General features: G+C 66.6%; 21 protein-coding genes. 8 read left to right on the top strand and 13 right to left on the bottom strand.

Going from position 1 to position 22,514, the window contains the following annotated elements; all coding sequences use genetic code 11:
* Positions 1-124: 124 nt before the first annotated feature.
* The 5 genes from ppsR (BRADO_RS07690) to BRADO_RS07670 are packed head-to-tail and all read left to right on the top strand — an operon-like array spanning position 125 to position 5,246.
* Complete coding sequence (ppsR, locus tag BRADO_RS07690; protein ID WP_244422985.1) at positions 125-1,492, top strand: transcriptional regulator PpsR; 1,368 nt, start codon at positions 125-127, stop codon at positions 1,490-1,492.
* Positions 1,493-1,508: 16 nt separating this feature from the next.
* Positions 1,509-2,435, top strand: coding sequence for a chlorophyll synthase ChlG (chlG, locus tag BRADO_RS07685; RefSeq protein ID WP_011924742.1), 927 nt, complete (start codon positions 1,509-1,511; stop codon positions 2,433-2,435).
* Positions 2,432-3,763, top strand: coding sequence for a BCD family MFS transporter (locus tag BRADO_RS07680; RefSeq protein ID WP_011924741.1), 1,332 nt, complete (start codon positions 2,432-2,434; stop codon positions 3,761-3,763). Before chlG ends, BRADO_RS07680 begins: the two co-directional genes overlap by 4 nt.
* A 2-nt stretch (positions 3,764-3,765) precedes the next feature.
* Positions 3,766-4,971 carry a geranylgeranyl diphosphate reductase gene (locus tag BRADO_RS07675; RefSeq protein WP_011924740.1) on the top strand — a complete coding sequence of 402 codons (1,206 nt, stop codon included), beginning with the start codon at positions 3,766-3,768 and terminating at the stop codon, positions 4,969-4,971.
* Between the two features lie 11 nt (positions 4,972-4,982).
* Positions 4,983-5,246, top strand: coding sequence for a hypothetical protein (locus BRADO_RS07670; protein WP_041756232.1), 264 nt, complete (start codon positions 4,983-4,985; stop codon positions 5,244-5,246).
* 254 nt (positions 5,247-5,500) lie between these two features.
* On the opposite strand, the gene BRADO_RS07665 is transcribed toward BRADO_RS07670, so the two are convergent.
* Positions 5,501-5,935, bottom strand: coding sequence for a cytochrome c family protein (locus BRADO_RS07665; protein WP_011924738.1), 435 nt, complete (start codon positions 5,933-5,935; stop codon positions 5,501-5,503).
* Positions 5,936-6,263: 328 nt separating this feature from the next.
* Between BRADO_RS07665 and ppsR (BRADO_RS07660) the strand changes: the two genes are divergently transcribed.
* The 3 genes from ppsR (BRADO_RS07660) to BRADO_RS07650 all read left to right on the top strand — a co-directional run bounded on the left by ppsR (BRADO_RS07660) (position 6,264) and on the right by BRADO_RS07650 (position 11,417).
* Positions 6,264-7,634 (top strand): transcriptional regulator PpsR, encoded by a 1,371-nt coding sequence (ppsR, locus tag BRADO_RS07660; RefSeq protein ID WP_011924737.1) that lies wholly within the window; start codon positions 6,264-6,266, stop codon positions 7,632-7,634.
* A complete protein-coding gene (locus tag BRADO_RS07655; RefSeq protein ID WP_011924736.1) occupies positions 7,635-9,809 on the top strand; it encodes a GAF domain-containing protein in 2,175 nt (724 codons plus the stop codon).
* Positions 9,810-10,070: 261 nt separating this feature from the next.
* Positions 10,071-11,417 carry an IS1182-like element ISBrsp2 family transposase gene (locus BRADO_RS07650; protein WP_050781079.1) on the top strand — a complete coding sequence of 449 codons (1,347 nt, stop codon included), beginning with the start codon at positions 10,071-10,073 and terminating at the stop codon, positions 11,415-11,417.
* A gap of 213 nt (positions 11,418-11,630) precedes the next feature.
* Here the strand turns inward: BRADO_RS07650 and BRADO_RS07645 are convergent, their stop codons facing one another.
* From BRADO_RS07645 to BRADO_RS07590, 12 genes are all read right to left on the bottom strand, one after another.
* Complete coding sequence (locus tag BRADO_RS07645; RefSeq protein WP_011924735.1) at positions 11,631-12,314, bottom strand: biliverdin-producing heme oxygenase; 684 nt, start codon at positions 12,312-12,314, stop codon at positions 11,631-11,633.
* Between the two features lie 18 nt (positions 12,315-12,332).
* Positions 12,333-13,259: a photosynthetic reaction center subunit M gene (gene pufM / locus BRADO_RS07640; protein WP_011924734.1), complete on the bottom strand. Its 927-nt coding sequence runs from the start codon at positions 13,257-13,259 to the stop codon at positions 12,333-12,335.
* A gap of 18 nt (positions 13,260-13,277) precedes the next feature.
* Positions 13,278-14,120: a photosynthetic reaction center subunit L gene (pufL, locus tag BRADO_RS07635; RefSeq protein ID WP_011924733.1), complete on the bottom strand. Its 843-nt coding sequence runs from the start codon at positions 14,118-14,120 to the stop codon at positions 13,278-13,280.
* 180 nt (positions 14,121-14,300) lie between these two features.
* Positions 14,301-14,489 (bottom strand): light-harvesting antenna LH1, alpha subunit, encoded by a 189-nt coding sequence (gene pufA, locus BRADO_RS07630; RefSeq protein WP_006615514.1) that lies wholly within the window; start codon positions 14,487-14,489, stop codon positions 14,301-14,303.
* 16 nt (positions 14,490-14,505) lie between these two features.
* Complete coding sequence (pufB, locus tag BRADO_RS07625) at positions 14,506-14,733, bottom strand: light-harvesting antenna LH1, beta subunit (RefSeq protein WP_011924732.1); 228 nt, start codon at positions 14,731-14,733, stop codon at positions 14,506-14,508.
* 170 nt (positions 14,734-14,903) lie between these two features.
* On the bottom strand, positions 14,904-15,131 hold the full coding sequence (locus BRADO_RS07620; RefSeq protein ID WP_011924731.1) for a hypothetical protein: 228 nt from the start codon (positions 15,129-15,131) through the stop codon (positions 14,904-14,906).
* Positions 15,132-15,162: 31 nt separating this feature from the next.
* The gene (gene bchZ / locus BRADO_RS07615; RefSeq protein ID WP_011924730.1) at positions 15,163-16,614 is read right to left on the bottom strand and encodes a chlorophyllide a reductase subunit Z; all 1,452 of its coding nucleotides are present in this window, start codon (positions 16,612-16,614) and stop codon (positions 15,163-15,165) included.
* Positions 16,614-18,161, bottom strand: coding sequence for a chlorophyllide a reductase subunit Y (gene bchY, locus BRADO_RS07610; protein ID WP_041756231.1), 1,548 nt, complete (start codon positions 18,159-18,161; stop codon positions 16,614-16,616). The genes bchZ and bchY overlap by 1 nt, the downstream gene beginning before the upstream one ends.
* A gap of 42 nt (positions 18,162-18,203) precedes the next feature.
* Positions 18,204-19,214, bottom strand: a complete 1,011-nt coding sequence (locus BRADO_RS07605; protein ID WP_011924728.1) for a chlorophyllide a reductase iron protein subunit X — start codon at positions 19,212-19,214, stop codon at positions 18,204-18,206.
* The gene (bchC, locus tag BRADO_RS07600; RefSeq protein ID WP_011924727.1) at positions 19,211-20,152 is read right to left on the bottom strand and encodes a chlorophyll synthesis pathway protein BchC; all 942 of its coding nucleotides are present in this window, start codon (positions 20,150-20,152) and stop codon (positions 19,211-19,213) included. Before bchC ends, BRADO_RS07605 begins: the two co-directional genes overlap by 4 nt.
* A gap of 90 nt (positions 20,153-20,242) precedes the next feature.
* The gene (locus BRADO_RS07595; protein ID WP_011924726.1) at positions 20,243-21,388 is read right to left on the bottom strand and encodes a methyltransferase; all 1,146 of its coding nucleotides are present in this window, start codon (positions 21,386-21,388) and stop codon (positions 20,243-20,245) included.
* Positions 21,389-21,622: 234 nt separating this feature from the next.
* Positions 21,623-22,492 (bottom strand): polyprenyl synthetase family protein, encoded by an 870-nt coding sequence (locus BRADO_RS07590; protein ID WP_011924725.1) that lies wholly within the window; start codon positions 22,490-22,492, stop codon positions 21,623-21,625.
* Between the last annotated feature and the right edge of the window lie 22 nt (positions 22,493-22,514).

Below are 22,514 nucleotides of genomic sequence, written 5' to 3'. Positions count from 1 at the left end.
AAGATGAATGCTGGAACGAGACTTGCCGCGCGAAGGCTCCTTGATTGGGAGGACAACGGCGTTGGTGAGGGCGTTCAGAGCTCCGAAAGAGTCGCTTGGCGATCTCAATGCGGATGTTGCGGCCATGCTGGTGGCTGCAGCCTCCGACATTGCGCTCGCGCTCGACGCCGACGGCAACATCCAGGATCTGGCCTTTCAGCAGGCCGGTCTCCCGCTTGAATTGAAAAACACAGACGAGTGGATCGGCCGATCCTGGCAAGCAACAGTGTCCGAGGAAAGCCAGACCAAGCCAGAGCTGCTGCTTGCCGAAGCCTCGGAGCGCAAGGTGTCGCGCTGGCGCGAGGTGCGCTACCCGGCCGCGCGCGGGCCTGACATCCCGATCCTGTTCGCGGTCGTCGCGATCAAGGGCGCGGCCCGCTACATCGCGGTCGGCCGCGATGTGCGCGCCACCGCAGCCCTCCAGCAGAAGCTGATCGAGGCGCAGGTTGCGATCGAGCGCGACTACTCGCGCATGCGCAATGCCGAATCGCGCTACCGTATCCTGTTTCAGATCACCGCCGAGCCGGTCCTGATCATCGATGCGGCGAGCCATCGCATCGTCGAGGCCAATCCGGCCGCCGCCGCTTTGCTCGACCACGGCGCCGCCAACCTGATCGGCAAGCTGTTTCCCGACGCGCTGCTGATCGACGATCTGGCGATGTCACAATCGCTGTCGCTGGCGATCCGCTCGCAGGGCAAGATCGAGCGCGCCAAGGTGACGCTCGACGGTGGCCGCGACTATCTGCTCGACGGCACCTTCTTCCGGCAGGACACCTCCTCGTTCTTCCTGCTGCGGTTCTCGCCGCAATACGGCCAGCCGGCGCTGCCGAAGGCGTCCGACGTCAACACCCAGCTGGTGCAGTTCGTCGAATCGGCGCCCGACGGCTTCGTCATCACCGACATGGATGGCCGCCTGCTGCACGCCAACGCCACCTTCCTGCAGCTCGCCCAGATCGAGAACATGCACCAGATCATGGGCGAGACGATCGACCGCTGGATCGGCAAGTCGGCGGTCGACTTCTCGGTGATGCTGACCAATCTGCGCCAGCACGGCACCTTGAAGCTGTTCTCCAGCGTGGTCCGGGGCGAGCACGGCTCGCCGGTCGATGTCGAGATCTCGGCGACCACGGTCGGCGCGCCCGGCCAGGCCCGGCTCGGCTTCACCATTCGCAATGTCGGCCCGCGCATCTCCCCCGACGGCGCCGATCACGCCTTCATTCCGCGCTCGCGCGAGCAGCTCGCCGAACTGATTGGCCGCGTGCCGCTGAAGGAGCTGGTGCGCGAGACCACCGACGTGATCGAGCGGATGTGCATCGAGACCGCGCTCAAGCTGACCGGAGACAACCGCGCCACCGCAGCCGAAATGCTCGGCCTCAGCCGCCAGAGCCTCTACGTCAAGCTCAGACGCTACGGCATGGCCGAGCCAAGCGAAGAAGACAGTCAGTTGGAATAGTGGGAAGAGTTCTGCAATGACCGAGATCGCGCCCGTCCCGCTCGCCCCGGAGCTTCGTTCAAGGGGTCCTTCAAGGCTCCAGCCTTCGGCCGTTCTCGAATTGCTCAAGCCGATCACCTGGTTTCCGCCGATCTGGGCGTTCGGCTGCGGCGTGGTGTCGTCGGGAGCGCCGCTGGCGCCGCGCTGGCCAATCGTGATCGCAGGCCTCGTGCTCGCCGGGCCGATGGTGTGCGCCACCAGCCAGGCGGTCAACGACTGGTTCGATCGCCATGTCGACGCGATCAACGAGCCGGACCGGCCGATTCCGTCCGGCCGTATTCCCGGGCGTTGGGGTCTCTACATCGCGCTGATCTGGACCGTGCTGTCGCTCGGCGTCGCCACCTTGCTCGGCACCTGGGGCTTTGCCGCCGCAGCGCTCGGGCTCGCGCTCGCCTGGGCCTATAGCGCGCCGCCGATCCGGCTGAAGCAGAACGGCTGGTGGGGCAACAGCGCCGTCGGCCTCTGCTATGAGGGCCTGCCCTGGATCACCGCTGCGGCGATCATGAGCGGAACGGCGCCGTCCTGGCCAGTGCTCGCGATCGCGCTGCTGTACAGCGCCGGCGCGCACGGCATCATGACCCTGAACGACTTCAAGTCGATCGGCGGCGACCGCGTCAGCGGCGTGAACTCGCTGCCGGTGCTGCTCGGGCCAGAGCGCGCCGCGCGCCTCGCCTGCGTCACCATGGCTCTGGCGCAGGCCGCCGTGCTCGGGCTTCTCATTGTGTGGGGCCGTCCGGCGCATGGCTTGATCGTGGCTGCGCTGATCGCCGCCCAGCTGGTGCTGATGCGGCGACTGATGACGAATCCGCGCGAGCTCGCGCCCTGGTACAACGGGACCGGCGTGCTGCTCTATGTGCTGGGCATGCTGGCGTCGGCCTTCGCGCTGGCGGGGATGGCGGCATGACGACGGCCTCTGCTCCGCTCTCCTGGTTCGGCATCGTCAGGCTCGGCCTGGTGCAGACCGCGCTCGGCGCCGTCGTGGTGCTGACGACCTCGACCTTGAACCGCGTGATGGTGATCGAGCTGGCGCTGCCGGCGATGATCCCTGGCCTTCTGGTCGCGATGCACTATGCGATGCAGGTGCTCAGGCCCTGGCTCGGCCACGGCTCCGATGTCGGCGGGCGACGCTTCGCCTGGATCGTCGGCGGCATGGCCGCGCTTGCCGCGGGCGGCCTGCTCGCGGCGGTCGCCACCGCGTTGATGGCGAGCCAGCTGGTGCTCGGCCTCGTGGTCGCGGTGATCGCCTTCATCATGATCGGCATCGGCGTCGGCGCCGCCGGCACCTCGCTCTTGGTGCTGCTCGCCAAGCGCACCGCGCCGCAGCGGCGCAGCGCCGCCGCCTCGATCGCCTGGATCATGATGATCGCCGGCTTCATCGTCACGACCGCGGTCGCCGGCAAAGCGCTCGATCCGTTCTCCGGCGAGCGGCTGATGCTGGTGTCCGGCACGGTGTCGGCGATCGCCATGATGCTGACCTTGATCGGCGTCTGGGGCATCGAGCAGCCGGAGCTGTCCGTCGAACGGGCCGCGGCGACCGCCGAGCGCGGCGGCTTCATGGAGGACTTCCGCGAGATCTGCCGCGAGCCGCAGGCGCGGCGCTTCGCGATCTTCATCTTCGTCTCGATGCTGGCCTACAGCGCCCAGGACCTGATTCTCGAGCCGTTCGCCGGCAGCGTGTTCAGCATGACTCCGGGCCAGACCACGCAGCTCTCCTCGGTGCAGCACATGGGCGCGCTGATCGGCATGATCCTGATGCCGGCAATGGCCAGCCTGCATGCCGACTGGCGCACCAAGCCGCAGCCCTGGATCATCGGCGGCTGCCTTGCCTCCGCACTGGCCCTTCTCAGCCTCGTCGCCGCCGCCACAGTCGGCCCGGCCTGGCCACTGCGCGGCTCGGTGCTGCTGCTCGGCATCACCAACGGCGTCTATGCCATCGCGGCGATCGGCGCGATGATGAACATGGTCAGCGAAGGCCGCGACAATCGCGAGGGAACGCGGATGGGCCTGTGGGGCGCGTCGCAGGCAATCTCGTTCGGCATCGGAGGCTTCGTCGGCACCGCGGCGGCGGATGCTGCGCGGGCCTTCATGCCCACGACCGCCTCCGCCTATGCGGCGGTGTTCGCCGCCGAGGCAGCACTGTTCGTCCTTTCCGCCTGGCTCGCGATCTGGATCAAGCGCCCACGCGAGCAGACCTCGGCGCTGCAGGCGCAGCCGGCCAATCAGGGAGCCTAGCGATGAGCACCTCGTCCGAGACGTTCGATGTCGTAGTCGTCGGCGGCGGTCCCGCCGGCGCCACCGCCGCCAATGATCTGGCCCGTCAGGGCCATCACGTGCTGCTGCTCGACAAAGCGGGCCGCATCAAGCCATGCGGCGGCGCCATCCCGCCGCGGCTCATCAGCGAGTTCGAAATTCCCGACCATCTGCTGGTGGCGCGGATTTCCTCGGCGCGCATGGTGTCGCCAAGCAACCGCGACGTCGACATGCCGATCGACGGCGGCTTCGTCGGCATGGTCGATCGCGAGCATTATGACGAATGGCTGCGGGCCCGCGCGGCCGAGGGCGGCGCGGTCCGCCGCACCGGGACATTCAGCCACATCGCCCGCGATGCCGATGGCACGGCGGTGGTGCATTACGAGCGCCGCATGGATGATGGCAGCGTGCGCGAGGACAGCGTCCGCGCCCGTGCCGTGATCGGCGCCGACGGCGCGGTGTCGGCGGTGGCACGGCAATGCATCCCGGAGGGCGCCGAGATCCGCTACGTGTTCGCCTATCACGAGATCGTCCGCTCGCCGGAGCGTGGCCATCCGCTGTTCGACGCCACGCGCTGCGACGTCGTCTATCGCGGACAACTCTCGCCGGACTTCTACAGCTGGGTCTTCCCGCACGGCGCGACGACCAGCATCGGCACCGGCAGCGCGCATAAGGGATTCTCGCTGCGCGGCTCGGTGGCCCAGTTCCGGAAAGTCGCGGGGCTCGACGATCTCGAGACGATCCGCCGCGAGGGCGCGCCGATCCCGTTGAGGCCGCTGTCGCGCTGGGACAACGGCCGCGACGTCGTGCTCGCCGGTGATGCCGCCGGCGTGGTCGCACCCGCCTCCGGCGAGGGCATCTATTACGCGATGGCCGGCGGCCGCGCCGCGGCGGATGCCGTCGCGCTGTTCCTCAAGACCGGCGATGCTGCAGCCCTCGCCACCGCCCGCAAGGCTTTCATGCGCAAGCACGGCGCGGTGTTCTTCATCCTCGGCATGATGCAGCGCTACTGGTACACGAACGACGCCCGCCGCGAGCGTTTCGTCGCCATCTGCCGTGACAAGGACGTCCAGCAGCTGACCTGGGACGCCTACATGAACAAGGAACTGGTGAAGGCGAAGCCGCTGTCGCATGTCCGCATCTTCTTCAAGAACATCGCCCACCTCACCGGACTTGCGAAGGCGGCTTAGCAGTTCACGTGATGGATGAGTTGTACCGCAGCCCGCATCTGATCGATGCGATCCTCGCGATCGTAGCGGTGGAATTCGCGGTCATCACCTGGATCTGGCGGCGTACCCGCCGCGGCATCAACCCGGGGGCACTGCTGACCAATCTGCTCGCCGGCGTCTTCCTGCTGCTAGCGCTACGCTGCGCGCTCGCCGATGCGCCCTGGTTCTGGCTGGCCGGCTGCCTCGCCGCGTCCGGCGTCGCCAACGCGGCGGACCTCAGGCAACGATGGCGATAGATCTCCTCGGAGCAGCGGGTGGGGCTCCCAGCTTGCGGCCGCGGGTTCCCGGCGGCTGACCACGCCAACGGTGTCATCCCGGCGAAAGCCGGGATCCATAACCACCGCCGCCTGTGATGATAAAACCGGCAACGCAGACCTTCTCCGCCAACATACATCACGCGGTATGGGTCCCGGCTTTCGCCGGGACGACACTGGTGCGTGTAGATGGTGCGGTGATCGGCGCTCAAGCCTGAGCGTCGGTCCGCCTCCCCTCACTTCTTCTCCGAGAAGGTCTTAAGATAAGCGACGACGTCCTTGCGCTGCTGCTCGTTGGCGAGCTTGAACACCATCTTGGTCGAGCCGGTGGCTTGGTCCGCCTTGCCCTTCTCGGTGAGATATTTCTTCAGGAAGGCGTTGGGGTCGGCGAGGTATTCGAAGATGTTGTCATCGGTCCAGACCAGCCCGGCCTCGCCGGCGTGCTTGTTGAGCTCGGAATAGGCAAATCCCGGAGCGGTCCCCGTCGGGCGGCCGACCACACCGGTCAGAACCGGACCCACAGCATTCTTCGCATCGGGTCCGATGCGGTGGCAGGTCATGCATTGCTTGAAGACCTGCTCGCCTTTCGCAGCGTCGCCGCCGTCCAGCGCGAATGCGGCGCCTGCCGACGTTGCAATCACGACCGCCGCAACCAAACCCGATTTCAGCATCTGCATCCTCCTGATGTGCCGTCTTGTTAGTCCATGTGACTGGCTCCTTACAGGTAACAATGTCATGTGCTCTTGTCATGCCCGCTTCATTCAAATGTGAGCGAATAAGTCGCAGTTCGAACATGCATTGAGCGCAGGAATACCAACCAAAGTCGGATGCTCGGAAATAAGCCTTGACACCGAAGGCGCTGCGTGGACTAACGACATTCTCAAGACTCTCAATACGTTAGCGGGATGCGGCGCAATACCTTCAAAATGTGCGCCAAATCGAGTGACCGCGTTCCCGTGAGCGTCTGTCGAGGGTGCCAAGATAGCGGGTGCCAAGACCATGGCCGAGTTTCACGGTCCACGACCCGACGTGACATTGCTGCTCGACATGGACGGCGTGATCCGCGAGGCGACGCTGTCTCCGAACATGTCGGCGGAGAACGTTGACGCCTGGCTCGGCCGCGCGTGGTCCGAGATCGTCGATGATGCGAGCGAAAAGATCGAGCGCATCATGCAGGACACCAAGCGCACCGGCATTTCCGCGTTCCGCCAGATCACGCAAAGGTTCCCGAGCGGCCTCGAGCTGCCGATGGAATTCACCACCGTGCTGCTCGGCGGCCGCGCCGGCATGCTGGCGATCGGCAAGAACCTGCAGGCGGTCGCCGAGTTGCAGGCGCGGCTGATCTCGGCGCAGCAGACCATCGAACGCGACTATTGGCGTCTGCGCGAGATCGAGACCCGCTACCGCCTGGTGATCGAGGATTCCAACGAGGCGGTGCTGCTGACCAAGGTCTCGGATCTGCGCATCGTCGAGGCCAACCGCACGGCCGCCGCCGCGCTCGGCGTCTCGAACCGGCGCCGCGACAATCTGGTCGGCCGCGAGTTCCTGCACGAGATTCCCGAGAAAGACCGCGAGCCGGTCGAGCTGATGCTCCGGCGGGTGCGCGACCAGGGCAAGGCCCCGGGCATCGTGATCCATCTCGGCGAGGACGCCGCGCCCTGGATGCTCCGGGGCTCGCTGATGACCAGCGATAACGCGCCGATGTTCCTGCTGCAGATGGCGCCGATCGGCAAGTCGATCCAGCCGGGCCCCGTGACCGACGATCCGGAGGGGCTAATCGACAATCTCCCCGATGCCGTCCTGAGCATCGACGCCACCGGCACGATCAAGCGCGCCAACCGGGCCTTCCTGGACCTTGTCGAGATCGGCTCGAAAGAGGCGCTCATCGGCGAGAAGCTGAGCCGCTGGCTGACGCGGCCCGGCGCCGACCTGGCGGTGCTGCTCTCCAATGTCGAGCGCCACGGCATGGTCCGGCTGCTGTCGACCACCATCCAGGGCGAGCTCGGAACCGAGACGGAGGTCGAGATTTCGGCCGCGGCGCATGGGCAAGATGGCCAGCGCCGGATCGGCCTCGTCCTGCGCAACATCGCGCGGCGGTTGTCGCCCACAGCCGAGCATGACAATCTCAGGTCGGCGCTCGCCGGTCTCAACGAGTCGGTCGGCAAGACGCCGCTGCGCGATCTGGTGCGGAGCACCGTGGAGGTCGTCGAGCAGCATTATGTCCGCGCCGCGCTGGAACTCGCCAATGGGAACCGCACCTCGGCGGCCGAAATTCTGGGCCTGAGCCGCCAGAGCCTTTACGCCAAGCTTGATCGGTATAATCTGAGCCAACTCGAAGAAAACGGCGAGGAAACCGAAAAGGGGAGCTAGTTGCCCGTTCCGCTGACGACGCCAGCCTTCGGCCACGCTACTCTTGCGAATTGCGAGCGCGAACAAATTCATCTCGCAGGCTCGATTCAGCCGCATGGCATTCTCCTGGCAGTGAAGGAGCCGGACAATGTCGTCATCCAGGCCAGCATCAATGCAGCCGAGTTTCTCAACACGAACTCGGTGGTCGGGCGGCCGTTGCGCGATCTCGGTGGCGATCTGGCGCTGCAGATCCTGCCGCATCTCAATGGTCCGCTGCATCTGGCGCCGATGACCCTGCGCTGCACCGTCGGCTCGCCGCCACGCCGGGTGGATTGCACGGTCCATCGCCCCTCGAATGGCGGACTGATCGTCGAGTTGGAGCCGGCGACCAAGACCACCAACGTCGCGCCCGCACTCGACGGCGCCTTCCACCGCATCACCTCGTCCTCGTCGCTCATCGGCCTGTGCGACGAGACGGCGACGATCTTCCGGGAGATCACCGGCTACGATCGCGTCATGGTCTATCGCTTCGACGAAGAAGGGCACGGCGAGGTGCTGTCGGAGCGGCGGCGGCCGGACCTCGAGGCCTTCCTCGGTAACCGCTACCCGGCCTCGGACATTCCGCAGATCGCGCGGCGGCTCTATGAGCGCAACCGCGTCCGCCTGCTCGTCGATGTCAACTACACGCCGGTGCCACTGCAGCCGCGGATATCCCCGCTCAACGGCCGCGACCTCGACATGTCCCTGAGTTGCCTGCGCAGCATGTCGCCGATCCATCAGAAATATCTGCAGAACATGGGCGTCGGCGCGACGCTGGTGTGCTCGCTGATGGTCAGCGGCCGTCTCTGGGGCCTGATCGCCTGCCACCATTACGAGCCGCGCTTCGTGCCGTTCGACATCCGCGCCGCCGGCGAGGCGCTGGCCGAGACCTGCGCGATCCGCATCGCGGCGCTGGAGAGCTTTGCCCAGAGCCAGTCGGAGCTGGTGGTGCGACGGCTGGAGCAGCGGCTGGTCGAGGCGGTGTCGCGCGACGGCGAGTGGCAGGCGGCCTTGTTTGATGGCTCGCAATCGCTGCTGCAGCCGCTCGGCGCCAGCGGCGCGGCCCTGCTGTTCGAGGGCCAGGTGATGACCGCCGGCGACGTGCCGTCGACGCAACGCATCCGCGACCTCGCCACCTGGCTCGATCGACGCCGCAAGGCGCCGGACGCGCCGCCGCAGGGCCTGACGGTGACGGCCTCGCTGACGCTCGACGACCCGTCCTTCGCCGACATCCGCTCGATCGCCTCGGGCCTCATCGCCGCGCCGCTGTCGGCGAGCGAGGGCGAGTATCTGTTGTGGTTCCGGCCGGAGCAGGTGCGGACGGTGACCTGGGGCGGCGATCCGCTCAAGGCGGTCATTATCGGCGACGATCCGTCGGATCTGTCGCCGCGGCGCTCCTTCGCGCAATGGCATCAGCTCGTCGAGGGCAAGTCCGAGCCGTGGTCGCCGGCGGAGCTCGCCTCCGCGCGGCTGGTCAGCGAGACCGTCGCGGATGTCGCGCTGCAGCTGCGCTCAGTGCGGATGGTGATTGCTCAGGATCAGCTCGCGACCATCAGCGCGCAGGTGCTGCGCTCGGAACAACCGGTCATCATCGCCGACGTCGAGGGCCGGATCCTGCTGCTGAACGAGGCGTTCGAGCAGCAGCTGCGGGCGTCGCATCCGCACATCCCGCACCTGCGCGACCTCGGCGCCTATTGCACGGCGCCCGCGGAGTTCCGCGCCAATCTCGACGACCTCATGCGCAACAAGCGCAGCTGGCGCGGCGAGCTGACCTTGACCGGCGGCGCCACACCGCAGCGGCCCCTGATGGTGCGCGCCGATCCGGTGATCGCACCGCACGACCGCGTGCTCGGCTTCGTGCTGATCTTCTCAGATCTCACCGAGCGCAAGACGGCAGAGGCCGCCCGCGCCCGTTTCCAGGAGGAGATCGACGGCGCCCGCCGCCCAAGCCTGCGGCTCGATCAGAGCGCCAGCCTGATCTACAAAGAACTCGCCGCGTCGACCGTCGAGAACGCCCAGCTCGCCGCGCTGGAAGTGACGCACGGAGCCGAGGCCGGCAGCATGCCGGAAATGCTGGAGAGCATCCGCAATTCAACCGCGCGGACGCTTGGGATTCTCGAGCACCTGGTGTGGTATCGCTCGCAGAGCGAGGAGTGAGATGGGCGTTTCGCCCGCCCGTCCTGCAGTCTGTAGGGTGGGCAAAGGCGCGAGGCACACGCCTCGTTTGGGCCCCGCTGCTGCGCGCCGTGCCCACCATCTGGCGGCGACGGGGATGCAAGACGGTGGGCACGTCGCGCGCCATCGTGCCACAAACGCCGGATGTGCCCTGCGCATTTGCCCACCCTACGAGGCTGTGAATCTTTCGATGCCTATTCTCGCTGACTATGATTCTCTGAGCGGAGCGGTTTGCTGGAGGTCATGATGGCTAAGGACGAGCTTTTCGATGGATTGCCGGAGCAGTCGGGTCCCAAAGCGCGGGAGCTTCCGAAGGGTGCGCCTCGTCTGCGGGTTCCGGAGCGCAACCAGGTCGAGCTGCGCGCGGTCGATATCGACAGCCTGATCGGGCAGGATCATCCGGCGCGGATGATCTGGACCTATGTCGAGACGCTCGACCTGAGCGAGTTGGAAGACCGAGTGAAGGCGCGGGAGAACAGGCCTGGTCATCCGGCACCGTCGCCACGCCTTTTGCTGGCGCTCTGGCTCTATGCCACCAGCGACGGCGTCGGCAGTGCTCGGGCGCTGGATCGCCTGTGCGAGAGCCATGATGCCTATCGCTGGCTGTGTGGCGGGGTATCGCTGAACTATCACACGCTATCGGACTTCCGCGTCGGCTGTGCCGATGTGCTCGACCGCCTGATGAGCGAACATCTGGCGGCGTTGAGCGAGGCCGGGCTGGTCGATCTCGATACGCTGGCACAGGACGGGGTGCGGATCCGCGCCAATGCGGGGGCCAGCTCGTTCCGGCGCGAAGCGAGGCTGCAGCAGAAGCTGGCGGAAGCAACGGAGGTGGTGGAAGAGCTCAAGCGGGAAGTCGATGCAGATCCAGAAGCCAGCAACCGGCGCATCCGCGCGGCGCGTGAGCGCGCCGCACGCGAGCATAAACAGAAGGTCGAAGCGGCGCAGGCGGCGCTGGAGGAGATCAAGCGCAAGCGCCAGAAGCTCGAGGAAAAAGGCGGTAACGGCAAGAAGCCGAAGGAGCCTCGGGCCTCCACCACCGATCCGCAGGCGCGGCGGATGAAGATGGCCGATGCCGGCTTCCGTCCCGCCTACAACGTGCAGGTCGTCAGCGCTGCAGCTGCGATGATCGTGGTCGCAATCGACATCGACAACAACGGATCAGACGGCGGCCTGATGCGACCGATGCTGGAGCGGCTGCGCGACAAGCTGCAACGCCTGCCCAGGCGCTACCTCGTCGATGGCGGATACTGCCGTGGCGACGACATCGAATGGGCGCATGGCCAGAACATCGAGATCTACTGTCCGCCGCGCTCGCAAAAAAGCGGTGTTGATCCTTATCTGCCCCGAGATACCGATGGCCCTGGTGTGGCGGCCTGGCGAGCGCGCATGGCGAGCGAAGCCGGCAAGGCTCAGTATCAGCTCCGCTCGCTATGCGAATGCATCCACGCCCGCTGGCGCAACTGGGACCTCCGGCAAGTGACGGTACGCGGCATCGACAAGGTTCGCGCCGTCGTGAGCTGGTACGCGTTCACCAACAACCTTCTGCAAGGATTGCACCTCATCGCCTGTCAAAAAGCAGCATCATAGTCGCCGGGAGCGGCATCCGAGGGATCCTCCGGGACAATCCGCCGCACAGAGCCGCCCACAACGGCTATCCCGCGGCGACAGCCCCCTCGTCGCAAACTCAGCCCTGAACTCAAATTGGCTCACAAGCTCTACCGCTCTGGTCGAGCGCGGTAGCTAGGATCCGAGCTATCATGCGAGCCAAGAAACAGCGCGTCCAGAGGACGCGGCCAACTTTCAGCGGCCGAGCCCCGCGGCCGACTGCAGCGCCTGCGACAGCGTGATGTTCAGCTGGAAAGCCGTGGCCGCTTCCTCGACGACGGAGTCATGCTCTGTCATCGCCGAGCCGGCCTGCTCCAGCGCCTCGCGGTACTCGGTCTTGAAGCGCGGAATGTCGGTGATCGCCGGAAACTCGTAGAACGACAGCGCCTCGGGCTGCAGTTCGAGCGAGCGGGCGAGGATCTTCTTGATGATCTGGCCGCCGCTGAGATCACCGAGATAGCGTGTATAGGCGTGCGCCAGCAGCGGATGACCGGAGCCGGATCCCGCCTCCTGGATGGCGCGAACATAGGCGATGGCCTCGGGCAGCAACGGCAGATCGCTCGCGTCGAGCGCGGCGAGATCGGCCTTGATCGCTGGACACCGATGCAGCTCCGGCCGCACCGTCAGTCCGACCACCGGTGACGCCTGATGACGAACGAGCTCCGCTTCGAGCGCCTCATAGACCGGCAGCAGATTGCGCAGCAGCAGCGCATAGGCGCGCACCGTGCCGCGGCCGCGCAACAGCTCGGCGACGACGCCGGTCCGCTCCGCCGTCACGTGCAGCGTCTTGGTCCGCTCGCGCATGGCTTCCAAAAGACCGGCCGGACGCGTGGTGCGCCCGGCCGTTTCGACGTGATTGGAATCAACTCGGTCCAACATCTCTCAACCCGCAGAGCTTCAGCGCGGCGGCGCCAGCCCGTGTTTCACGCCCCAGTCGAACCAATTGTCGACGACGGTGCCCGACAGTAGGATACCGATGCCGCCGGTCAAGGTGCAAAGCACGGCGAACCACCAGGCCCAGCGATGGATCGATTCGGCCGTCGCATTGAAGCCCATCGTCCAGCGCCAGAACAGCGCACCGCGTTCGAAGGCCGTGCCACGGTCGACGATCTGCTCCAGCTCACGCTCGCCGCCGTAACGGCTGATCGCCAGCACCGTTGCGCCATGCATCGCGAACAGCAGCGCCGACCCGTACAGGAAGGCGATCGAGAGCATGTGGAACGGATTGTAGAACAGGTTGCCGTGGGTGATGGAGAAGTTGTTGGTCCAGTCGAGGTGCGGGAAGATGCCGAAAGGCACCGCTTCGCTCCAGCTGCCCATGAAGATCGGCCGGATGAAGCCGAGCACCAGATACAGCCAGATCGCCGACGCGAACGCCCACGACACATGCGTGCCGAGACCGAGCGCCCGAGCGCGGCGATAGGTGCGCGCCCACCACAACAGGATCGATGTCGTCAGGAAGAAACCGGCCATCAGCCACCAGCCGCCCTCCTGCAGCGGCGGGAAGATCTGCAGGCCGTATTCCGGCGCCGGCGGCTGCAAGGACAGCCAGAAGAACTGACGGATGAACTCGAGCGGACTCCAGTTCACCGAGGCCAGCATGTTGAGACCGATGATCTCGATCGCGACGAAGCCGGACATCAGCGAGGCCAGTCCAAGGAAGCCGAGATAGACCGGGCCGACCTGGGCGTCGCCGAGCTTGCCGAACCAGTAGTTGAAGCTGCCCTTGCCGAGCCGCTCCCACACCCCGGGCTCGATCGGGATGCCCGGGTAGATTTTGCTACGAACTTGGATCTGCGTGAAGATGTTCTGGTATTGGGCCATGACGACCTCTCCCTCAACTCATTGCGGCGACCAGATCGGGATCTTACGCCACCATTCCCACCAATCCGACCAGGCGTTGCCTTCCGGCATCAGCCAGGCGGGGCCGGAGATGACGATGCAGACGGCGCTGAAGAACACCGCCGACAGCGCCAGGAACAGGCCCAGGCGATGAATGCCGAGCGTGCCGATGGAGTAGCCGATGAGGTCGCGGAACATGGTGTTCTCATGCTCCGGCGACTTCATCTCCTGGCCCTTGCCCGGATTGGCGGCCGACAGGATCAGCGAGCCGTGCAGCGCGAGCGCGAGGCACGTCGTGAAGAAGAACGTGATCGCGATCATGTGCGCGGGATTGTAGTGGAAGTTGCCGAACTGATAGCCGGTGTTCGACACCCAGTCGAGATGGGTGATGATGCCGTAGGGGAAGGCATAGCTCCACGAGCCCATCAGCACCGGACGGATCACCTCCAGCGTGAAATAGGCGAAGATCGCAAAGCCGAAGGCGAACGGCACGTGATAGCCGATCGCGAGCTTGCGGCAGATCTCGACCTCGCGCAGCGCCCAGGAGACGAACGCGCCGTGCGCGCACACCGTGATGAGCTGCCAGAAGCCGCCCTCCGTCAGTGGCGCGAAGGAGAGCCCGTATTTGGCGTCGGGCGGGTTGATGCTGATCTGCCAGAGATTCCACGTCGGTCCGAGCGCCGTGGCGTAGAGGATCAGCGCCACGCCGACAAAAGTGAAGAAGATCGTCGTCACGCCGAAGAAGCCGACGTAGAACGGTCCGATCCAGAAATCGAAGAGGTCACCGCCGATCAACGTGCCGCCGCGGACGCGGTATTTTCGTTCAAAGCTGAGCATTGCCATCGGTCCTGCCTCCGCTGCCCGTCGCTCGATATGTGACGTGTCGTATCGCGAGGTCGTGAACTCGTAGAGCTCCAGATGATTTTGGAGCTCTAGAGATTGAATTGCGTGGAGATTTGGGAAGCGGGCGAGCAGGGTCTGCCGCCGAGCCTACGCCCGCTTCCCATTGTTGGAGCCGAAGCTCTAGGTGAGTTTCACCGGCGTGACTGGAGCGGAGATCGACGACGTCTTCGCCGCGCGAGGTCCTTCCAGCCAGTTGAAGCGGTTCGTGCTGAGCAGGATGAAGTGAATCACCAATGCCAGCCCGAACAGGAACACGCCGAGAGCCACGAGAACCCTGCGGGGATCGAACAGCAACCACAAGCGCCACATAGTTTTCTCCTTTCGATCAGGTCAGGTAGGAGAGCGCGAGCGTGGCGTAGTGGGTTGCCCCATCCAGCGCCGCCTTGTAGCCCGTCGGCCCCGGCAGCCAGGGACGCCACATCCAGGCGAGAATGTGGGCGACGATCGCAACCGCCGTGAAGACCACAAAGCTCGTCATGAAGATGCTATGGAATTCCCTAGCCTCCGATTCGGTCAGCCCCGACAGAGAGCCTCCCTTATTTGGTTCCACCATAGTAGTACCTCCTGGTGTTGGCCTTTCGGCCGGATGCCGCCCACCGAGATGAGCGGCGTCGAAGCGCCATCCCGTTGCCGGGATGGCATCCGCGCGGCGAGCCGCGCGAATTCCGTGCAAGACTTGCGGGGCCGAACTCATGACCCCGACGCTCGAAACCTGTCGGGACCTCACAGCCCCATGAACGACGACGTCGCGCAGTTCGCGGCCTTGATCCGCGCCTCGCCGACGATCGCGCCGAGCGGCGCCGGCCGGTGGCCGGTGATGACGGAGCCGATCCGGCGCAGCACGCCCTCGACCATCAGCACGGCGAAGCACACCGCGTAGACCAGGAGATAGTCGAGCCGCTCGCGCGATTTCGGCGCGACGTCACGATCCATGCGTTCGTATAACGACATCGTCGTCTCCCTCTCCGCCTCGTCCCTTTGCCTACGCCGCCTGGCCCGTTGCGAGCCGTGACCGCGCCTGCGCGAGAACGTCCTCCGTCACAATGTCGAGCCCGGCCTGGCGCGCGCCGCGCTCGGCGGCGTCGCGCAGCCGCTTGGCTGCGGAAATCCGCACCAGCACGGGCTGGGTCTCGATGATCTGATCCAGCGCGAGCTTCGCGCCGTCGTCCCATGGCAGCTCGCGCTCGAGCCGCGCCGGCGTTGCCGCGATCTGGTCCAGCTGCGTGGCGAGCGGCAGGATGTTGAACAACGCATCGAACAGCGCGTTGCAGACCTCCTGCACGACATAGGTCGCGCCGGCATAGCCCATGAAGGGCGTGCCGGTGTGGCGGCGGATCACCGTGCCCGGGAACGAGGCCGGGATGTAGATCGCGCGGTTTCCCGCTTCCGCCGCGTACATGCGCTCATTGTAGCTGCCGAACAGCACCAGCGGCGGCCGCTCGTGGATGAGCTTGCGGATGGCCTCATTGTCGGTCTTGGCGCCGGCGCAGCGCGATATCGCGAAATGGCAGGGCAGACCGAGCTCGGTCTCCAGAAAATTGCGCAGACCTCGCGCGTAAGTCTCGGAGGCGACGATGCCGAAGCTCGCAGTGCCGAAGAAGTCCTGCGTCACCGAGCGCCAGAGATCCCACACTGGCTTGATCGTGGTGTGCTTCTCACGTGCGATGAACGGCTCGGGATCTAGGCCGGTCAGCTCGCCGAGCGAGCGCAGGAATTTCGTCGTCGAGTGCAGCCCGATCGGCGCCTGCAGATAAGGCCGTTCCAAGGTCTCGCACAACAGACGGCCGAACTCGCGGTACATGCAGATGTTGACGTCGGCATTGACCAGCTTCGCCACATCGGCGACGTGGCTGCCGAGCGGAAACACCATGTTGATCTCGGCGCCGATGCCCTCGACCAGGCGGCGGATCTCGGCGAGATCCGAGGGCATGTTGAAGGTGCCATAGATCGGGCCGATGATGTTGACCCGGGGCTTCTCGCCCTCGGCGCGCGGCTTGCGCTCGGGTATCTTGCGCGAGCCGTATTCGCTCCACAGCCAGCTCAGCGCGCGGTTGGCGCTCTGCCACTGATCCTCGTCGATGGTGCGCGGCAGGAAGCGCTTGATGTTGGAGCCTTCCGGCGTGACCCCGCCGCCGATCATCTCGGCGATCGATCCGGTGACGACCACGGCCGGCAGGTCCGGATCGAGCGCGGCGCGGGCGCGCTTCATCGCCTGCTCGGTGCCCTTCTGGCCGAGCTCGTCCTCGCCCAGGCCCGTCACGACGATCGGCAGCTCGTGCGGCGGCAGGCCGTCAGTGTAGTGCAGCACCGAGGTGACCGGCAGGTTCTCGCAGCCGACCGGGCCATCGATGATGACCTGCAGGCCCTTGATCGCGGTGAACGCGTAGACCGAGCCCCAATAGCCGCCGGCGCGATCGTGGTCGAGGATCAGCATTACACCAACTCCTCTGACTTGCGCTTCTTGGCCTGCGCCGCGACCGTCTTGCGGTACTTGTCGCGGAAATCAGGACGCGCAACGGGGGTGCCCTGCCACACGCCCGCGGCGTCGCCCTCGCCGACGCCTTCGAAGAAGTCGCGCATCTCGTCGAACCGGGCCTTGCCGCCGATGGCGGCATTGATGACCTGCGCCAGCGAGCCGGCGCCGGAGACGCCGAACAGCGGCCGCGCCGAGATCAGATTGGTGAAGTACAGCGACGGGATCGCGCGCGCCTTGGCCTTCTGCACGACGGGAGTCGTGCCGATGGCGAGATCGGGCGCGAACTCGTCGACCGCAGCGAGATCCTGCTCCAGCGAGGCGCGATATTGCACGCGCACGCCGCGGCTCTCCAGCCAGGCGCAGTCGGCCTCCGACCAGCGCGTGCGCGGGCACGCGGTGCCGACGTAGCGCAGGTCGGCGCCGCTCTCGACCAGCAGACGGCCGACCAGCAGCTCAGAGCCCTCATAGCCCGACAGCGTGATGCGGCCGCGGATCGGCGTCGCCGCCAGCGCGCCACGAATCGCCGGTAGCACCGCGTTCTTGGCCGCATCGATCTGCGCACGGCCGACGCCACATGCTTGGCCGATCGCTTCGAGCCAATCCGCCGTGCCGTCGCAGCCGACCGGCGCAGAACCGATGATCGGCCGGCCGGCCGACTCAAATTCGCGGATCGAGGCCGTGTAGAACGGATGGATTGCCGCCACCGCCGCACAGTCCAGCGCGCCATAGAGCTCGCGCCATTCGCGCGTCGGCACGGTGGGTCCGGCGGCGAGGCCGAGCGGCGCCAGCAGCATGCCGATGCCAACGGGATCGGCCGGGAACATCTCGCCGAGCAGGGTGATGGTCGGCTTGTCGCCGCGCGGCGCGCGCGGCGCCTGCACCGGACCCTGCTCCGCCTCGCGCCGCGCATAGTTCAGCATCGCGCCCGCGAGCACGTCCTTGGCCTCGGCATGGGTGGGCACGCCGAAGCCGGGGACGTCGATGCCGATGATGCGGACGCCGTTGATCTCCTTCGGCAGAATCTGCAGCGGCACGCCCGACGCGGTGGGGACGCAGAGATTGATGATGACGACGCAGTCGTAGTTGGCGGGATCGGCGAGCTTGAACACCGCGTCGCGGATGTCCTCGAACAGCTTTCCGGTGACCAGCGTCTCCGAGTTGAACGGGACGTAGCCGACGCTCCGCCGCGCGCCATAGAAGTGCGAGGTGAAGGTGAGGCCGTAGACGCAGCAGGCCGAGCCTGACAGCACGGTCGCGGTGCGGCGCATGCGCAGGCCCACGCGCAGCGAGCCGAAGGCCGGACACATGCTCTGCGGCTGATCGTGCGGGCCGGCCGGATAGTCGGCCGCGTAGCGCGCCAGCACCTCGCTCTTGCCGGCGGCATCGGCCGCCTTCCTGAGCTCGGCCTTGCCGGCGTGGCAGCCGAGCGCCTCCGGCTGCGCCTGCATGCCTGCCGCCGCGCTGCTTTCCGCGCTCACCGCCTGATGGACCACTGCATCGCTCATTGCACGAGATTCCACTACATTCCGCTGCTCAGCACGCACCCGTCACACATTGTCGTAGATCACTTCGAGCGACGGCTTCGCGACCGCCGTGCTGCCGCACATGTCCTCGAGCGTCGCCTGCTCCAGCACCACGTCGCGGCCGACCTCCGAAGCCTTGAACAGGCCGAGCAGGCCGTCCTGCGTCAGGGGATGCGGATGCTGCGGCGGCGCCTCGGCGACGTTGGTCGCGAGCAGCTCGAACAGCGGCGCCCAGGCCGTGCCGGGCCGGCCGATGATCTGATAGCTGGCGCTCTTGCGCCGGATGTCGTCGTCGGCGGGGATGGAGGCCAGCACCGGAATGCCGACCGCATTGGCAAAAGCCTGCGCCTCGCCGGTGCCGTCATCCTTGTTGATGACGATGCCGGCGACGCCGACATTGCCGCCGAGTTTGCGGAAATACTCCACCGCCGAGCAGACATTGTTGGCGACGTAGAGCGACTGCAGATCGTTGGAGCCGACGATGATCACCTTCTGGCACATGTCGCGCGCGATCGGCAGGCCGAAGCCGCCGCAGACGACGTCGCCCAGGAAGTCGAGCAGCACGTAGTCGAAGCCCCAATCGTGGAAGCCGAGCTTCTCGATCAGCTCGAAGCCGTGGATGATGCCGCGTCCGCCACAACCGCGGCCCACTTCGGGACCGCCGAGCTCCATCGCGAACACGCCGTCGCGCTTGAAGCAGACGTCGCCGATCTTGACCTCCTCGCCGGCGAGCTTCTTCTTCGACGAGGTTTCCAGGATGGTCGGGCAGGCGCGGCCGCCGAACAGCAGCGAGGTCGTGTCGCTCTTCGGGTCGCAACCGATCAGCAGCACCTTCTTGCCTTGCTGCGCCATCATGTAGGACAGATTGGCGAGCGTGAAACTCTTGCCGATGCCGCCCTTGCCGTAGATGGCGATGATCTGCGTGGCCTTCTTCGGCGCAGCGGTCACCGGCGCATCCGGCTCGATCGCGGCCTCGGCACGCAAAGCATCGGTCATTGCAGCCAAGTTGGCGCTGATCTTGGTCGGGGCGTTCATGCGGCAGCTCTCCAGTCCAGGACCATCTTGAGACATGACGGATCGTCGAACGCGGTCCGGTAGGCGCTCTCCGCGGATGACGCCGCGGCGCGGTGCGTGATCAGCCCGTCCAGCGACAGCCGGCCGGTGTCGATCAGGTTGCGCACAGCGACCAGATCGTCGTGCTTCCATTCGGCGGCGACGCGGATCGCCGCCTCGCACATGAAGGCCGGCGGGTAGGAGAATGTCAGCGGCGCGCTGTAGAAGCCGGCAAGGATGATCTCGCCCCGTGGAGCCAGGCGCGCGATGAGAGTATCGAGCAGCCCCGCATCGCCGCTGGCATCGAAGATCAGCCGGTAATCGCGCCTCGTGTCCTGAGCGGGATCGATGACGCGATACCCCATCGCGCCATCGGCGCGCTCCGGATTGCTCTCCCACACCACGGGCGGATCGCCGCCCATCGCGATGATCAGCCGGGCCAAGAGACGCCCGAGCACGCCATGGCCAACGACGCATTCAGCCTGGCCATCGCCGCCGATCGACAGCGCGTGGTACGCGGTCGCCGCCAGCGCCAGCAGCACGCCGCGCTCGCCGGTCACCTCGTCGATGGCGACAACGCGCTGCGGGGGAACGTTGAGCCGCGAAGCGGCGGCGCCGAACAGGCTCTTGACCTCGCCGAAGCAGCGCGCGGCGCCCGGCACAAACACGCGCTCGCCTTTCCGGAAACCGGAATGAGCAGCGGCCTGCGCAACGCGGCCTACGGCCTCGTAGCCCGGCACGAGCGGATAGCCCATGCCCGGAAACTGCGGCATGCGGCCCTCGTACAGCAACCGCTCGGTGCCGGTGCTGATCGCGCTCCATTCGATGTCGACGGTCAGGCAGTCCAGGGCATCCGCCAACAGCAGGTGCTGCAGCGACAACTCCCTCGGCCTCCCCAGCACAACGGCGATCGCGTCCATAGCCCAAACTCCCCGGCGACGCCCGCTCTCTTACGGGTGTCAGGTTAGTCCGCCTGCGCAGAGTGTCAACATATATTTACAGATGGAGTGTCAGCTTTCCGCGACAATCACACCGGCGATCAATGGGATGCGGGTGCGAAGCGCTCGCACCTGCGAAAACCCTGCCATGTGGAGAAGCTCGCGCAGGCGAGCCGCGCTGCGCGGCCGTCCCTGCCCCATCGCACGGAGATAGATCTCGAAATAGGCGCTTACCCCATCGCTGCCGGCCGCAGCATCGCTCATCGGCTCGCCGAGCAACAGCACGCCATCGGCGGGCAGCGCCGCGCGCACTTTGGCCAGCAGGCGCGCCACCGCCTCGTCGTCGTGATCGTGCACGACGCGAATCAGCGAGATCACATCGGCGCCCGTAGGCAGCGGGTCGTCGTAGAAGCTGCCCGGCGTGATCGTCGCACGGTCGGCCAAGCCGGCTGTCCCCAGACGCTCCCGGGCGATCGCGGCGACCTCCGGCAGATCGAACAGCTGCAGCCGCAGCTGCGGCGCCGCTCGCGCGGCGGCAGCGAGGAAGGAACCGTCACCGCCGCCGACGTCGAGCAGGCAGCGATGGCCCGTGAGCGGATAGGCGGACAGCACCACGTCGGCGATCATCGGCTGCGTGGCCGCCATCAGCGCGGTATAGGGCGCGACATCGTCGCGCGTCAGCGTCGCCCCTGTGTGATCGAGCGCATAGGGCCAATATTGAGCGAGACGGCGTTCGCGCTCGTGCCCGCGCAGGAGCGCCAAGGGATCGCCCAGATCGGCGTACAACGCGGCGTGATGCCGGACCATGGCGGCAATGCCGGGATTGCCGAGCAGCGCGGCGCCCAGCGGTCCAAGGCCATAACGCGCCGTGCCGCGGCGCTCGAGCAGTTGCAGCGCGCAGGCCGCTTCGCACAGGCTTTCCATCGCCGACTCGGGCATCGCGGCGCGAGAGGCGAGCACCGGGAGGTCGCGCGGCCCGGCACGCAAACCCTCGAACAGATCGAGCTGCACGCAAGCCGCCAAGGTCTGCGAATAGACGAAGCCGGCGCAGAGATCGAACAGCTCCGCCGCCCGCTTGCGCGCGATCGGCCGCGTCAGCGGAAAGGCTGCCGCCCAGCGCTGGAACGAAGCACTGGCCAGCAGCGCGTCGCGCCAGCCGCGCCAGCGATCACCGAAGCTGACCGGCGCCGGCGTGTCGTGGCGAAGGGCGGCGGGCATGGCGGTCAGCGCTCCGGTCGTATCGGGCGCTTGAGAATCCCGACGGCGCAGAGGGCGTTCTGGCGCTGTTCAAACACAGCGATCAGCTCTCGTCATGGCCGGGCTTGACCCGGCCATCCACGCTTGGTGCTGACGGAAAGGGCGTCAAGGATGCCCGGGTCAAGCCCGGCCATGAGGAGCAACTGATGAGCAGACGTTCTCGTCTCACGGAACACGCCTCCCGATGACTTCAAATCACGCCGCCGACGCCGCCAGGCGGCGCGGCACCAGGCGCTTGGCTTCCTGCTCCATCAGGGCGCGCAGCTCGTGCGCATGGGCGCAGGGCGGCATGGTGCGGATGCCGTCGGCGACCAGATCGTGGAGATAGCTCACGGCGCCCGCGAGGCCGTAGCGCAGCACGGCGTTCGGACGTCCCAGGGCGGCATCCTGCCCGACCGGCTTGCCGGCCTCCTCCTCATCACTCGCCGCATCGCGGATATCGTCGGCGACCTGATAGGCCTCGCCGATCTTCTCGCCCAGGCTGCGCCAGGCCTCCGGATCGGCATGCCCCGCTGCCGCGGCGCCAGAGATCGTGGCGGCCGCGAACAACGCACCGGTCTTGGAGCGGTGATAATGCGACAGATCGATCTCCGGCTCGCATTCCCAGGCTTGCCCAGCCGCAATGCCATGCGGCACGCCGACGGCGTCGCCGATCGTCTCGATCAGTCGCGCCAGCCGCAGCGGCGAGCAGCGCGACTTGGCGAGCGTCTGGAAGGCGAGCACGATCAGCGCATCGCCGGCGAGCACCGCAAGCGGCTCACCGAACGCGGCATGCACCGACGGTCGGCCGCGCCGCAGCTTGGCATTGTCGAAGCACGGCAGATCGTCATGGACCAGCGAGGCGCAGTGCAACAGCTCGATGGCCGATCCCGCGGCATCGGTCGCCGCCGGCTCGTCGTCGCCACACGCCGCCGCCACCGCATGACAGAGCCTTGGCCGCACCCGCGCGCCCTTGGGGAAGACAGCCGCCTGCATGGCCGCCGAAAGCCGTGGCGGACATCCGGGCCGGCCGGCCAGCGCGACCGCAGCGACGAGGGATTTTTCGATCCGGGCCATCACGTCCATGCGAGCCTCCCTGCCGCGAGGC

The organism is Bradyrhizobium sp. ORS 278 (assembly GCF_000026145.1).
Taxonomy (GTDB): Bacteria; Pseudomonadota; Alphaproteobacteria; order Rhizobiales; family Xanthobacteraceae; genus Bradyrhizobium.
This window is presented reverse-complemented; position numbering and strand designations above follow the sequence as displayed.